This is a genomic window from Bacillus sp. MT94 (genome assembly GCF_058792475.1).
Genome location: NZ_JBXAEZ010000006.1, coordinates 151,709 through 164,163 on the forward strand (window position 1 = coordinate 151,709; position 12,455 = coordinate 164,163).

Annotated in this window: 17 protein-coding genes; 9 read left to right on the plus strand and 8 right to left on the minus strand. The window is 33.0% G+C overall.

Features of this window, described 5'->3' with window-relative positions:
• Positions 1–40 precede the first annotated feature (40 nt).
• Positions 41–1,396, plus strand: a complete 1,356-nt coding sequence (locus AC1Q51_RS21755) for an MATE family efflux transporter (RefSeq protein ID WP_000388396.1) — start codon at positions 41–43, stop codon at positions 1,394–1,396.
• 36 nt (positions 1,397–1,432) lie between these two features.
• Here the strand turns inward: AC1Q51_RS21755 and AC1Q51_RS21760 are convergent, their stop codons facing one another.
• On the minus strand, positions 1,433–2,098 hold the full coding sequence (locus AC1Q51_RS21760; RefSeq protein WP_000923922.1) for a DUF421 domain-containing protein: 666 nt from the start codon (positions 2,096–2,098) through the stop codon (positions 1,433–1,435).
• A 161-nt stretch (positions 2,099–2,259) separates the two neighbouring features.
• Between AC1Q51_RS21760 and AC1Q51_RS21765 the strand changes: the two genes are divergently transcribed.
• The 4 genes from AC1Q51_RS21765 to AC1Q51_RS21780 all read left to right on the plus strand — a co-directional run bounded on the left by AC1Q51_RS21765 (position 2,260) and on the right by AC1Q51_RS21780 (position 4,610).
• Entirely contained in the window at positions 2,260–2,838 is a 579-nt protein-coding gene (locus tag AC1Q51_RS21765) for a YdcF family protein (protein ID WP_016513068.1), read from the plus strand.
• 148 nt (positions 2,839–2,986) lie between these two features.
• The gene (locus AC1Q51_RS21770; protein WP_016513067.1) at positions 2,987–3,304 is read left to right on the plus strand and encodes a magnetosome magnetite crystal formation protein family; all 318 of its coding nucleotides are present in this window, start codon (positions 2,987–2,989) and stop codon (positions 3,302–3,304) included.
• Positions 3,305–3,480: 176 nt separating this feature from the next.
• Positions 3,481–4,215 carry an oxygen-insensitive NADPH nitroreductase gene (nfsA, locus tag AC1Q51_RS21775; protein WP_001002380.1) on the plus strand — a complete coding sequence of 245 codons (735 nt, stop codon included), beginning with the start codon at positions 3,481–3,483 and terminating at the stop codon, positions 4,213–4,215.
• Between the two features lie 221 nt (positions 4,216–4,436).
• Positions 4,437–4,610 (plus strand): hypothetical protein, encoded by a 174-nt coding sequence (locus AC1Q51_RS21780; RefSeq protein ID WP_016513066.1) that lies wholly within the window; start codon positions 4,437–4,439, stop codon positions 4,608–4,610.
• 120 nt (positions 4,611–4,730) lie between these two features.
• On the opposite strand, the gene AC1Q51_RS21785 is transcribed toward AC1Q51_RS21780, so the two are convergent.
• The 6 genes from AC1Q51_RS21785 to AC1Q51_RS21810 form a co-directional block, all read right to left on the minus strand.
• On the minus strand, positions 4,731–5,456 hold the full coding sequence (locus AC1Q51_RS21785; RefSeq protein ID WP_016513065.1) for a sulfite exporter TauE/SafE family protein: 726 nt from the start codon (positions 5,454–5,456) through the stop codon (positions 4,731–4,733).
• Positions 5,457–5,562: 106 nt separating this feature from the next.
• Positions 5,563–6,783 carry an MFS transporter gene (locus AC1Q51_RS21790; RefSeq protein WP_492331710.1) on the minus strand — a complete coding sequence of 407 codons (1,221 nt, stop codon included), beginning with the start codon at positions 6,781–6,783 and terminating at the stop codon, positions 5,563–5,565.
• Between the two features lie 19 nt (positions 6,784–6,802).
• A complete protein-coding gene (locus tag AC1Q51_RS21795) occupies positions 6,803–7,252 on the minus strand; it encodes an ArsR/SmtB family transcription factor (protein WP_000459089.1) in 450 nt (149 codons plus the stop codon).
• 128 nt (positions 7,253–7,380) lie between these two features.
• Complete coding sequence (locus AC1Q51_RS21800; RefSeq protein ID WP_016513064.1) at positions 7,381–8,595, minus strand: MFS transporter; 1,215 nt, start codon at positions 8,593–8,595, stop codon at positions 7,381–7,383.
• Positions 8,596–8,602: 7 nt separating this feature from the next.
• Complete coding sequence (locus AC1Q51_RS21805; RefSeq protein WP_000617957.1) at positions 8,603–9,070, minus strand: VOC family protein; 468 nt, start codon at positions 9,068–9,070, stop codon at positions 8,603–8,605.
• A 167-nt stretch (positions 9,071–9,237) separates the two neighbouring features.
• Complete coding sequence (locus AC1Q51_RS21810; RefSeq protein ID WP_000120179.1) at positions 9,238–9,357, minus strand: YjcZ family sporulation protein; 120 nt, start codon at positions 9,355–9,357, stop codon at positions 9,238–9,240.
• 233 nt (positions 9,358–9,590) lie between these two features.
• On the opposite strand from AC1Q51_RS21810, the gene AC1Q51_RS21815 reads away from it, so the two are divergent.
• Entirely contained in the window at positions 9,591–9,809 is a 219-nt protein-coding gene (locus AC1Q51_RS21815; RefSeq protein ID WP_000291691.1) for an aspartyl-phosphate phosphatase Spo0E family protein, read from the plus strand.
• 53 nt (positions 9,810–9,862) lie between these two features.
• Complete coding sequence (gene hfq, locus AC1Q51_RS21820; protein ID WP_000400665.1) at positions 9,863–10,051, plus strand: RNA chaperone Hfq; 189 nt, start codon at positions 9,863–9,865, stop codon at positions 10,049–10,051.
• Between the two features lie 27 nt (positions 10,052–10,078).
• Here hfq and AC1Q51_RS21825 read toward each other — a convergent pair whose 3' ends face one another.
• Complete coding sequence (locus AC1Q51_RS21825; protein ID WP_016513063.1) at positions 10,079–10,681, minus strand: HD domain-containing protein; 603 nt, start codon at positions 10,679–10,681, stop codon at positions 10,079–10,081.
• A 172-nt stretch (positions 10,682–10,853) separates the two neighbouring features.
• Between AC1Q51_RS21825 and AC1Q51_RS21830 the strand changes: the two genes are divergently transcribed.
• Both AC1Q51_RS21830 and AC1Q51_RS21835 read left to right on the plus strand, forming a co-directional pair.
• Positions 10,854–11,678: a MotA/TolQ/ExbB proton channel family protein gene (locus AC1Q51_RS21830; RefSeq protein ID WP_016513062.1), complete on the plus strand. Its 825-nt coding sequence runs from the start codon at positions 10,854–10,856 to the stop codon at positions 11,676–11,678.
• A gap of 19 nt (positions 11,679–11,697) precedes the next feature.
• Positions 11,698–12,375: an OmpA family protein gene (locus AC1Q51_RS21835; RefSeq protein WP_000033627.1), complete on the plus strand. Its 678-nt coding sequence runs from the start codon at positions 11,698–11,700 to the stop codon at positions 12,373–12,375.
• The last annotated feature ends 80 nt before the right edge of the window (positions 12,376–12,455 follow it).

A 12,455-nucleotide genomic window follows, 5' to 3' on the forward strand; every position in this document is an offset into this window, starting at 1 on the left:
AACTGAGGGAAGAGAGTTGAAAAAAGGAGCATATTAGAGTATGGAAGCAACAGAAAAATTAAGAGAAAAACCGATAAAAAGTTTATTTATTTCTTATTTAATACCAGCTGTTCTAGGAATGGTATTAATGTCAGTTAATATTGTAATTGATGCGGTCATGATTAGTAGAGGAGTTGGGGCGAACGGTTTAGCAGGAGTAAACGTGGCTATTCCAGCGTTTTCGATTTTTTTCTCTATTTCATTATGGATCGGAATGGGCGGGGCAACGTTATATTCCATTGCATTAGGTGAAAATAAACGAGAAAGAGCAAGGTCTATTTTTACTCAATCCATGACGGTAGCAGTTGTTATCGTAGGTGTTTTAGCGGCTATTTGTTTATGGAGAATAGAAGATTTAGCGTACTTATTTGGTGCAAATGAAGTGATTTTACCATATGCGTTAGACTATTTACACGTATTATTAACATTTGGAATGATATACGTTTTAGAAAATATTTTAAGTACATTTATACGAAATGATGGAAATCCTAATTTAGCAATGGCAGGTCTTGTTGTAACGGCTGTATTAAATATAGTATTTGACTATATCTTTATTTTTATCTTTGGATGGGGGGTAACAGGTGCTGCTTCAGCGACTATTCTTTCGGCAGCGATTGGTTTCCTTGTATTATTAACTCATTTCTTTAGAAAAAGTAGTATTTTAAAATGGACGAAATTCCATTTTGAATGGGATACTGTCAAACAAATTATGGTGATTGGTTTCCCAAGTTTTACAGCAGAAAGTACGGTTGCAATCGTAACGATTGGTTTTAATATCGCATTCGTCCAATATGCAGGAGAAGTAGGAGTAGCTTCCTATGCGATGGTGAATAGTATTCATGCAATGGCATTACTACTATTCTTCGGTGTAGGTGCTGCATTGCAACCGATTGCTAGTTTCCATTACGGGGCAAACTTATCAGAAAGATTGCGTGAAGGATTGCAGTTTGCTGTGAAAATTGCTGTTGTACTTGGGGGCATTGCGATAATTGTCGGATTATTCTTCGGGAAATATATCATTGGTCTATTTGATGTCCAATCTCCAGAATTATTGGAGTTAACATTAACGGGTATTAGCTTATTCTTTATTCAATACGTATTTTTAGGCTATAACATTGTGTATGGAGAGTACTTCCAATCAGTGCGACAAACGAAGAAATCAGTACTGATTATAATGAGCCGAGGGTTACTATTTATCATTCCATTGTTATGGATTATGCCGAAATTATTTGGGATAAACGGAATTTGGCTCGTTATGCCAGTTGCTGAAGTAATGACAGCAATTATCGTATTTACGATGAATCGTATGAAACATCCTGTTCCATTAAATATGGCAGGAGAGAAAGAAGCGATATGATGAAGAAAATCCCCTTAAGCAATTAAGGGGATTTTTTTATTCCTTTAAACTAATCGCAAAAGATCCATCCGTTTCTTGAACAGAAGCGAAAGCAACGTTTTTAATATTTGTAATTCCTTTTTCTTTTAATTCTTTATATAACCATTTTTCATCTTTATGGATTAACTTTAAGTTATCGTATTGAATTTGTGAATCGACGATAAGTGCAATTGGTAATCCAGCATACTTAACATCTATGTTTAAATCTTTTGGAGTTAATGGTACAAGTTCTCTTTTTGGTAAAATACTAATAGCTCCGTTCGCTTCTAAAATGGCGTATTCAATTTCATGAACACTCGGATATCCTGCAACGCGAAGATTAGAAAGTAGTTCGGCAATGGGATATCTACTTTTTTGTAAGTTCTCAAAAATAATATCACCATGTTTAATTAAAATGATAGGGTGTCCGAGAATAAAACGATTTAGTTTGTTGAATAGGCTTAATTTTGTAAGGAGTAAATGTAAACATGTAATAACAACCATACCGAGAAATGCTTGTAAAGCACCAGAGACGGGTATGGCCTGGAAAGCTAAATAAGATAAAAAGATTATAGCCCCAAAATCATGAGGAGTTAGTTGTGCTAACGCGGATTTACCGAGTAACTTAAGCGATAGTAAAAATAAGATGAAAAAGAACGACACGTTACATAAAAAGAGAAGCAATAGAGACACTCCTTGGTGTAAAGTTGTACTTACTATTCCCGAAAGTAATATAAATATTACCTTTCAGAGGATAATTTAGGGTTTATTGGAATTTGTCTGTATACAAACAAATAAATGGATATTATCATGAAGGAAGTAAAAGAAAATAGGAGTATATGAGTATGAGAAAGAAGAAAATAATAAAGTGTATTTTAGTTGTTATAATGATTTGCGCCGTATATGCGGGGTTTTTACAATATCACATTTATAAGCATGGACATATGAATGCAAGTGACGATGCTGAGTACATAATTGTACTAGGATCGAAAGTAAATGGAACGAAACCATCTTATTCATTGCAATATCGTATTGATAAAGCAGCTGAATATTTAAAATCACATGAGAAAACAATCGCTATCGTATCTGGAGGACAAGGAAAAGGTGAAGACATTTCAGAAGCATTAGCAATGAAACAAGGACTAATAAAACAAAACATCGCAGAAGACCGTATTATAATGGAGGACAAATCTAAGAGTACAGATGAGAATATTACATTCTCAAAACCGTTAATTCCAGTCGATATGAAAAAAGGTATGATCGTAACAAACGATTTTCATATGTTTAGAGCGAAAAAAATAGCTGCCAAACAAGGTTTACAATTAGAAGGTCTTCCGGCAAAAACACCGAAACCAATCATCATTCCATCGAATGTACGAGAATATTTAGCAATTACACAGTATTGGTTTATGAATCGAATATAGTGAAAGTGATCCCGTCTGAAACTTCAGACGGGATTTGATTTGAGGAAAATCTTACAAATATGTCACGTTAGTGAAAGGTAAAGCGATAGTTTCTAGAATGGTTTCCTGACATAATGAAGGTAACAAAAACTATTTAGAGGTGAATCGGATGAAAGGAAATAATATTTTATCTTCGTTATGTTACTTTAGCATCTTTTTTGCACCATTTTTACTACCAATTATCGTGTACTTTGTTGCAGAAGATGAAGTGAAATATCACGCGAAAAAAGCATTTTGGTCACATGTTTTCCCATACGTAATCTTATTTGGAGGACTAGCAGTATCAGGAATGTACGGTTTAGGTTTCAATCAATCTGACGGTGCTGGAATTGGAATGATTATCACATATGCAGTGTTCATTCTTGTAGGAATTTACTACTTCATTTGGAATATCGTAAAAGGTATTAAAGTTTTGAAAACGGCGTAATAAGACAAGAAAAAATTTCATTTAAATTACCATTAGTATAATTTCATTTACCGTATTCATAGATGTTTTAAAAAAAGAGCAATTCAAAAAGAATTGCTCTTTTTGTGCTTATAAGTTGTGAATATTGAAAAAGATGTGTTAATTTTTCATTATGAAGAGAAAAAGGAGTGATTTTCATGAATGAGATAATACATAAGATAGAGCAACACGTTTCAGTTCGTAAATATAAAGAAGAATCAATTCCGAAAGATGTAGTAGAAAAAATGGTGCACGCTGCACAGCATGCGGCTTCATCACATTTTGTACAGGCGTATTCTGTCATATATGTAACAAATCAGGAATTAAAGGCTAAATTAGCAGAGTTATCCGGAAATCGCCATGTGAAAGACTGCGCAGCATTCTTTGTTTGTTGTGCAGATTTAAAACGACTTGAAATTGCATGTGAAAAACATGGTACAGAGATAAAGCATGAAGGGGTGGAAGACTTTATCGTTGCGACGGTAGATGCTTCACTTTTTGCGCAAAACTTAGCGTTAGCAGCAGAGTCATTAGGATACGGTATTTGTTATATTGGTGGTATTCGTAATAATCCGAGAGAAGTGAGCGAATTGCTTCATTTACCAGATAAAGTATATCCTGTATTCGGAATGACAGTCGGTGTACCAGATGAAGAACATGGAGTTAAACCACGCTTACCGGTAGCAGCGGTTCTTCATGAAAATGGATATGATGAACAAAAATATGATGAATTATTAAACGAATATGATGAAACGATGAGCGCGTATTACAAAGAAAGATCATCAAATCAAAAAAAAGTAACATGGACGGAATCAATGAGTTCGTTTATGTCTAAAGAAAAAAGAATGCATATGAAAGAGTTTTTAAGTGAAAAAGGATTAAATAAGAAGTGAGTAAAGAGGCAAACCTGTGATATGGGTTTGCCTTTTTTGAAAGGAGAAATACCTAAGATCAGAAAGTTGTCTATTCTTTCTGATCTTAGGTATTTTGTTTGTTATCATATACATAGAAATAAAAATTAATAATTTTTTACAAAAGTGATAGAAAATGAGAATGAAATACCAATAATAAGTAAAAGCAGCTGCTAAAGGGGAACTGAGGAAGGAAGAGGCTTATGATTTTCAATTCTGAAGAGGATTTAATTATAGCTATGAAAAAACATGATCAAGATGCTTTGAAAGAAGTAATTGATCAATATGGAAAATTAATTTTGTACATTATTCATAAATCATTAAGTACCCCTATTGAAAAACAATATGTGGATGATTTTTTTTCAATGTGTTTGTAACAGCGATAGCTGGGCTTCTAGTTTTAAAATATTTAATGTGAAAATAAAAAGCGGCATAATAGCCGCTTTTTATCGTTTGGTTAGTATTTTAGTTATGATTTTGTATTTTGAAAAACTTACTTATAATAAATGCAAACTTTCAATAAGAAGATACATACCCGTGCAACTTAAAAGGATGTACGTAAATATTTTGAAAATTAGTTGATTAAGCCATTTGAAAATAATTTGCCCTATATACAAACCTAGAAATACGATTGGAATAGCGTAAAAACTTGATTCCCAAATTGTTTTGTTTGTGCCAGTAAAGAGTATTTGAGTTAGTAGGCTAATGAAATATATAAATAGATAAAAAGCTAAAGTAGTTGCTCTCAATTTCTCTTTTTTCGTATCAGTTCCTGTAAAGTAAAGTAACAGGGGTGGTCCTGGCATACCGATACTTGTCGTTAAAAGACCGGATAATCCGCCCACTAAGAAATCTCTAGATTTTGTTGATTTAATCTTAAAGTTGCATATTAGCATCAACGTTAATAGTAAAAGCAGGATGCTAATTGTTAATTTAAAAGTGTTGATGTTAATGGAAGTGAAAATGAAAATGCCAAAAGGAACACCAACTATACTTCCGAAAATTAATCTTTTCAGTAGTATAAAATCAATATCTATTCTTATTTTCCAAATGAGTGATATGGAAATAATTAATGATAAAATGATATTTATTTGTATAGCTTCTTGTGGTAGAAATAACATGAGTAAGAAAGGTGTTGCCATAATAGAAAAGCCAAAACCTGTACTTGTTTGTAAAATAGAAGCTACTAATATAATACATATGAAAATGAATATAATTTCCAAAATAGCCCCCCTACATAATCAAATTTAATAAATATTTTAACATAAAGTGAAACTTTAATCAGTGGGAGGCTTACTGCACGGCAAATAGCCGCTTTTTATGTTGCATTTAATATTCTAATGATGATCCTGTAGTTTTAAAGTATTTTTCTCGTGAAGGAGTCATTACTCGGATTGCTAATAAACAGGAAAGGAAAAGAATGAGTAACGAGCTACTTATTACAGTAAATTGAACGGAAAGAAATTGTGCGGATGCCCCAATTGCTAAAACGAAAAAGATTTGGATGAAATTTTTTATGGAATCAAACACGCTATCGATACGTCCTATCCTATATATAGGGATGTTATTTTGATAGAATGTTATAAAGCCAGTACCAGCAAATGATGAAGAAATACCAAGTAAAATGAAACCACCTGCTGCGACTATAAATGAATTTGAAAAGGCGAAAATTACATAGCCTATTGCTGTGAAAATCATACCTAATCCGATACAATGTTGAATTGGTAATCGTTTGGCAAAGAGAGAGACGAGAAATGAACCGGAAACGTAAGCAGCGCCAGTTATACTAACAAGCATACTGTATTCTATATCGGTTAAAAACAGTACTTGCCTCGTAAAAACAACTTCTTGTGAATCGAGTGCCATAGAAACAAGCATAGTCGCTTGAAATAAAACGAATATGAGAATAATGTACGTTTCTGTTTGAGCGAACGAAAAAACTTGTTTCCAATCACTTCGTAATGTTTGTACAAAAGTATTTGCAACTTCTTCGTTTTGCTTTGTTTGTAATGTAATGTTTGGCAAGAAGTAAATGAGAATGGTAGAAAGTAGAAATGAAAGTGAGTTGCAGTAAATAACAAAGGCTGCTGAGTACGTGGTGAGAAGTATTCCAGCAAGAGCTGGACCGATAATAAAAGCCCCGTTTGTACATAGGCTATTCCATGCATTAAATTGAGAGCGCTCTTCAGCTCGTATGAGCATTGTTTTATAAGTAAATGAAGCTGGATCGAAAAATGATGTAGCGATGCGAGTTAAAAAGATGAACATATAAATGGCCCAAATAGAATCAAATAATGGAATACAGCCAATGAGAGCTGCTCGAATTATATCTGTGATGAGCATAATGGACCGTTTGTTTAATCGATCTACTATACTACCAGACCATATTTTTGTAACAACAGTGGCGATTGGACCAACAATCCATAATCCTGCTACAGCAGCAGGTGAGTTTGTGCTATTTAACACCATTAAGTTTAGAGCGATGAGATACATAAAATCACCTAAACGAGAAATTCCTGTTCCCGACAATAATAATAATTTATTTTTCATGAATAAATGGCCCTTTCTTTCATTGTTTTTTAATCCTGCAGGAAATAGCGTATTCCTCTTCAGAGTTTGATTGACGAGCGGTTTTGTTTTCCCAGCGTAATAAAACTTGTGTAATCTCCCAAGTAAGCTGTTGTAATTCCTCTGGAGTTAAAAATAAATGAGATACAATATGACTACCTGTATTCGTTCCTTCTGTGCCGCTTTCTTCAATATAGAAATGAGCAGCTTTTGCTTTATAATATTTTTCAATAATCCCTCGTTTTTCCTTCGTTTCTACTAATTCAAGCAACCCTCCATCATATAAAATTTGAACGTGATAATGTACGCTTCCAGCAGATTTATTTAGTTTAGTAGCAACTTGTTTTGCAGTAAGTGCTTCATCTTTTAAAAGGTGAAGAATTTGAATGCGAGTTGCATTGGAAATGAGCTTCTGCTGCTCAGCTGAAATAGTAAGTCTATCGTCAAACATTATGGCACCCCTTTTCTTATAATCTAAATTTATTGTACATTCTAAAAAATTAGAACGTAAGGAAAATAAATCGTCTTTTTCCTCTGTATTTCGACATAAATAAAAATAGCATGTTTATAAACATGCTATTAAGTAGAAGGAGATTCTTCATTAAATTCCCCGCGATAAAATAAAAACAGCCATATAAAACTTACAAAAATACAACATATAGCTAATAAACTGCCAATCATTTGAGGAGAAAAAATTTCTAACAGCCCTCCTGTAAAAAACATCGATAACTGAATAAGAGATCCGTAAATAGAATAATGGAATGAAAAAACTTTACCTATCATATTTTCGTGTGTGTAAGTTTGAAGTAATGTCGTATCAAGTGGAACCATGATTCCTCCTGCTATACGCATACAGAATAAAGTAATGATACCGATAATAAGTTGATCGGATAGAATGAATCCGAGAAAGAAAATTCCTTGTAATAAGTAGGCCCAACCGAATACTTTTTTCATTTTTTCTTTATTATGGGATATATAAAGATTAACGAGAAGGCTTCCTATCATAAGCCCAGCCCCTTGAACCGTATATAAAATCCCAATGTTCGTATGGAAAATTTTTTCGGCATAGATCGTTAGAAGTAGTTGATAAGCGCCTCCAATAATCCCCCATGAAATGCCGACAAGAATTAATGTTAAAATGATTTTTGTTTGTAATATGTATGTATAACCACCTTTTATATCAGTGAAAAATGCTTTGTTCTTGTTACAAGTATCATGAGCAGGAATACTCATATTATAAATAAAATAGGCTGAAAGAAAGTATGATAGGCTATTTACTAAAAAAGCGAACTCAATATGTAAAGATTGTGCAATTACTCCGCCCAAAGAAGCCCCCATAATAGACATAAAACCATTAATTGTACTAGAAAGAGAGTTAGCAGTTACGAAATGATTTTGGTGTACGATATTTTTTAGGATTGCTTGTTTAGCCAGTTCAAATAAACAAGCAAGTACAGATAAACATATATTAGCAATGAAAATAATCTCAATTTTATAGCCTGCGAGTAAGTATGTAAGGACTAGAATTCCCCGTGTAATATCGGTAAAAATCATAATATTCTTTTTAGAGAAACGATCTACAATTCCGCCTATGAATGGACTAAGAAGAAGCTGTGGTAAACTTTTACTTATAAAAGTAAGTGCGATCATAAACGGCGATTCCGTTATGCTGTAGACAAATGTTAATAAAGCTACCGTATGGAACCAATCCCCAAGTACACTTAATGTTTGCCCATAAAATAGTTTATTGAAGTTTTTATTTGTTTTAAGAAGTGTGGAATAAGAAACCGACATAAATAGATTACTCCTTATGTAATGACGATGTTTGAATTTGTTCTTTCCACTCACTTAAATACAATTTTTCCGCTGTAGGAAGTCCAACAGGTAATTGTGCAATCAATTCTAAACTATTTCCATCAGGGTCGTTAAAGTATACGGCTGCATGTGCTAATTCCGGAAAAACAATCGGTTCAATTGGTTCCATTCCAAAGTCTTTTCGTGCTGAAATTCCTTTTTGATTTAGCCAATGAATCGCATTTTCTAAATCATGTAAACTTACTTGAAAGGCGATATATCGTAAAGAGGGGTGATAATACACTTTGTATTCTGTGCCTTCCCAAAGGCCGAGCCAACTCTCATTTTCTTTAATCCAAAAGAAAGCAATATTATCTCCTCGTTTATATAATTTTAGCCCTAGTGATTCATAAAAAGGTATTGATACTTTTAAGTTGCGGACAGGTAAATGTGCTTCGTAAAGACCTCTAATCATTGTAATCCCCCTTAGTAAAAATGTTTCTTATTCCGTAGTAAACAATATGTTGCTAGTTGAAATCGCAAATAAGAGGGATATAAATTCATACGAAAGTATGAAAAAAACAGCTCAAATATGAGCTGTTTTTCTATAGTTTTTCGTTCATTTGTCAAGGATAGGATATATTAATATCCGTATCCGCCGCCACCCCAACAGCTACATCCAATGATGATTAGAAGGATGAATAGTACGATAAGCAAAGCAAATCCACCGCCGAAACCAGCGCAACTTCCACCATAACTCATATGTTTTCCTCCTTTTTAGTAAGTTAATCTATATGGTTCATGGACTACTATATACAGTATGTTTTTTGTATAGAAAACGAGCCAGTCTCATTTATAATTAGACAAATGCCTGTAGATTCATTAGGATTGTATGTTAGTGATTTGTAAATAAACCTTTACATGATTTGTAATTTAGGCATAGAAAAATAAAAAATTGTAAAAAAAACCATTTTTTTATTTTTTTATGAGAGAATATGTACTATAATTTTACAAGTAATATTATGGGAAAAGGGAGTTTTAGTATAGAGATGGAGATGGGACAATTACAAAATAAAATAGAAAACAAAAAGAAAGAATTAATTCAACTTGTTGCGAGACACGGATTGGATCATGATAAAGTTTTGTTATTTAGTCGTGATTTAGATATACTAATTAATAAGTTTATGAATATAAAAGACAAAGTGCATAAATAAAAAATTTATAGTTTTTTATATTAAGATGTTTCACAGGAAGGAGAGGACAGTAATTGGAACATTTACAGGAAGAATTGTATAAACAAATAAAAGAAGAAAAAGGTACAGTTACAATTTTCTTAAAGAGTGGCGTTAGAATAGTAGGAGAAGTTGTTGGAGTAGATAAATTTACAGTTTTAATTTTAGTGGATGGAAAACAACAGCTTATTTATAAGCAGGCTATATCAACAATAATGAAATAAGACACTCTTGTTGAGTGTCTTATTTCATTATTGCTTGCATGCCTCAACATCAATGCCGGCAGCAATTAACTTTTTTTCTCCATCTTGTTCAATAATTTTTTGTAATTTAGATAGGAAAGAATCAAAGTTTGTATGCTTTGCTACTTGGAATGTCATTTTATGTTCAATTGGTAGCCACGTATCAATATCAGCTTCGTTATGCTGGATTTTCACCTCAAGTTTATCGAGTGCATTAGCAACTTTTGCTTCGTACGTTTCTTTTGCTTCAAACTCCATCCATAAGTCATATAATTCCTCACCGAGAGAACCTGTTAACGTTTGTTTAATATTTAAAATAGCTTCTAGTTCATTTTTTTGTTTTTGTAGCTGTAATTCGTGACTATTCATCGTATCAAATGCAGGGATATCACCAGCTTCGGCTTCGACTAGGTCGTGAATAATAACCATTTTAAGTAATTTCTCAATATTTACTTTTTGATCCAAATAAGGTTCAACTAAAATGGCCATTAGAGACATACGCCATGTATGTTCGGCAACACTTTCTTGACGTCCGTTGGAAAGCCAGCTATGTCGCATTTCATATTTTAGTTTTTCTGCTAATGCAATGACTTGTAAAATGTTGTGTTCCATCGTGAGCCTCCTCATGTTTTTATACCATAATTCTAATATAGAAATGAAATGTGTCAATTTCATGAGTATATTGCGATAAACAGATGATAAGCGTATAATACATGTTATATGTGAAAACGTATTATTAAAATAAAAAAATGTTATATGAAAATGGAAAGGAAAGGGCAGAAATATGGGAGAAAAAAATCAAGTATTAGCTAGACCACAAAGAAGAAAAAGGAAGTTTGATATTTCTAGCCCAGTGGGCATTATAGTAGGTTTCATCATAGTGATAGCGGCGATTATGCTTGGCGGCGGTGGAATAAAAGCTTTTAAAAACTTTTTAGATATTTCATCTATTTTAATTGTCATAGGGGGAACAACAGCGACAATTGTTGTGGCATATCGATTTGGAGAAATAAAAAAATATACGAAAAGTATTTTCACTGTTTTACATAGAAGAGAAGAAGATCTAGAACAGTTAACGGATTTGTTTGTTGATTTTTCGAAAAAGTCTAAAAAGAATGGCTTGCTTTCTTTAGAGGTTGATGGAGAGCAAGTAGACAATCCTTTTATTCAAAAAGGAATTCGATTAATGTTAAGCGGTTACGATGAAGATGAATTAAAAGAAGTGTTATTGAAAGATATTGAAACGGAAGTGTATGAGTTAAGAAAAGGAGCGGCATTATTAGATAAAATTGGTGATTTTGCTCCAGCTTGGGGAATGATTGGTACGTTAATCGGTCTTATCATTATGCTCCAAAACTTACAAGATACATCGCAAATTGGTACAGGGATGGCAGTTGCGATGTTAACGACATTATATGGGTCTGTACTTGCGAATATGATTGCAATCCCTCTGTCGGAAAAAGTATACCGTGGTATTGAAGATTTATATACAGAGAAGAAGTTTGTAATAGAAGCAATTTCAGAATTGTATCGAGGACAAATCCCTTCTAAATTAAAGTTGAAACTGGATACATACGTATACGAAACAAAGGTAAAAGGAGCAGCCTAATATTTCAAGGAGTGGTATGATGAGTAAAGGACCGCAAAAGGGATCGCCTCGTTGGATGACGACTTTTACAGATTTAACGATGTTATTATTAACTTTCTTCGTATTACTAGTTGCTACATCAAAGCAAGATGCAGTAAAATTGTCAAAGATGCTTGAAAAGTTTAGTGATACGGGGCAAGTAGATGCAAAAGTAATGGAAAATACAATACCAGATATTTCACATGAAAAAAATGATGAAAAAATGATCTCAAAAAAGAGAATGGATGAATTATATAAGAAGTTGAAAGCGTACGTAGATAATAACGGTATTAGTCAAGTGAATGTATATCGAGAGGATACAGGGGTAAGCGTCGTTATAGTAGATAATTTAATATTTGATACAGGCGATGCGAACGTTAAGCCCGAAGCGAAAGGGATAATAAGTCAATTAGTTGGATTTTTTCAATCCGTACCTAACCCAATTGTTGTAGAGGGACATACAGATAGTAGACCTATTCATAACGAGAAATTCCCTTCTAATTGGGAGTTATCTTCAGCACGAGCGGCAAATATGATTCACCATTTAATTGAAGTGTATAATGTGGATGATAAAAGGCTAGCTGCGGTAGGATATGCAGACACAAAGCCAATTGTACCAAATGATTCACCGCAAAACTGGGAAAAAAACCGTCGCGTTGTTATTTATATAAAAGAGTAGTATATTATTATTTTAATAATAAAATAATAAAAATACGAAAATTCTTTTAAAAAAATATTAAATTTTATCATTTTATTTTG

What these genes read in the sequence shown, in the direction of transcription:
- AC1Q51_RS21755 (WP_000388396.1), top strand. Translation starts at nt 41, where the DNA reads ATGGAAGCAACAGAAAAATTAAGAGAAAAACCGATAAAAAGTTTATTT.
- AC1Q51_RS21765 (WP_016513068.1), top strand. Translation starts at nt 2,260, where the DNA reads ATGAGAAAGAAGAAAATAATAAAGTGTATTTTAGTTGTTATAATGATT.
- AC1Q51_RS21770 (WP_016513067.1), top strand. Translation starts at nt 2,987, where the DNA reads ATGAAAGGAAATAATATTTTATCTTCGTTATGTTACTTTAGCATCTTT.
- nfsA (WP_001002380.1), top strand. Translation starts at nt 3,481, where the DNA reads ATGAATGAGATAATACATAAGATAGAGCAACACGTTTCAGTTCGTAAA.
- AC1Q51_RS21780 (WP_016513066.1), top strand. Translation starts at nt 4,437, where the DNA reads ATGATTTTCAATTCTGAAGAGGATTTAATTATAGCTATGAAAAAACAT.
- AC1Q51_RS21790 (WP_492331710.1), bottom strand. Translation starts at nt 6,783, where the DNA reads ATGAAAAATAAATTATTATTATTGTCGGGAACAGGAATTTCTCGTTTA.
- AC1Q51_RS21795 (WP_000459089.1), bottom strand. Translation starts at nt 7,252, where the DNA reads ATGTTTGACGATAGACTTACTATTTCAGCTGAGCAGCAGAAGCTCATT.
- AC1Q51_RS21800 (WP_016513064.1), bottom strand. Translation starts at nt 8,595, where the DNA reads ATGTCGGTTTCTTATTCCACACTTCTTAAAACAAATAAAAACTTCAAT.
- AC1Q51_RS21805 (WP_000617957.1), bottom strand. Translation starts at nt 9,070, where the DNA reads ATGATTAGAGGTCTTTACGAAGCACATTTACCTGTCCGCAACTTAAAA.
- AC1Q51_RS21810 (WP_000120179.1), bottom strand. Translation starts at nt 9,357, where the DNA reads ATGAGTTATGGTGGAAGTTGCGCTGGTTTCGGCGGTGGATTTGCTTTG.
- AC1Q51_RS21815 (WP_000291691.1), top strand. Translation starts at nt 9,591, where the DNA reads ATGTACTATAATTTTACAAGTAATATTATGGGAAAAGGGAGTTTTAGT.
- AC1Q51_RS21825 (WP_016513063.1), bottom strand. Translation starts at nt 10,681, where the DNA reads ATGGAACACAACATTTTACAAGTCATTGCATTAGCAGAAAAACTAAAA.
- AC1Q51_RS21830 (WP_016513062.1), top strand. Translation starts at nt 10,854, where the DNA reads ATGGGAGAAAAAAATCAAGTATTAGCTAGACCACAAAGAAGAAAAAGG.
- AC1Q51_RS21835 (WP_000033627.1), top strand. Translation starts at nt 11,698, where the DNA reads ATGAGTAAAGGACCGCAAAAGGGATCGCCTCGTTGGATGACGACTTTT.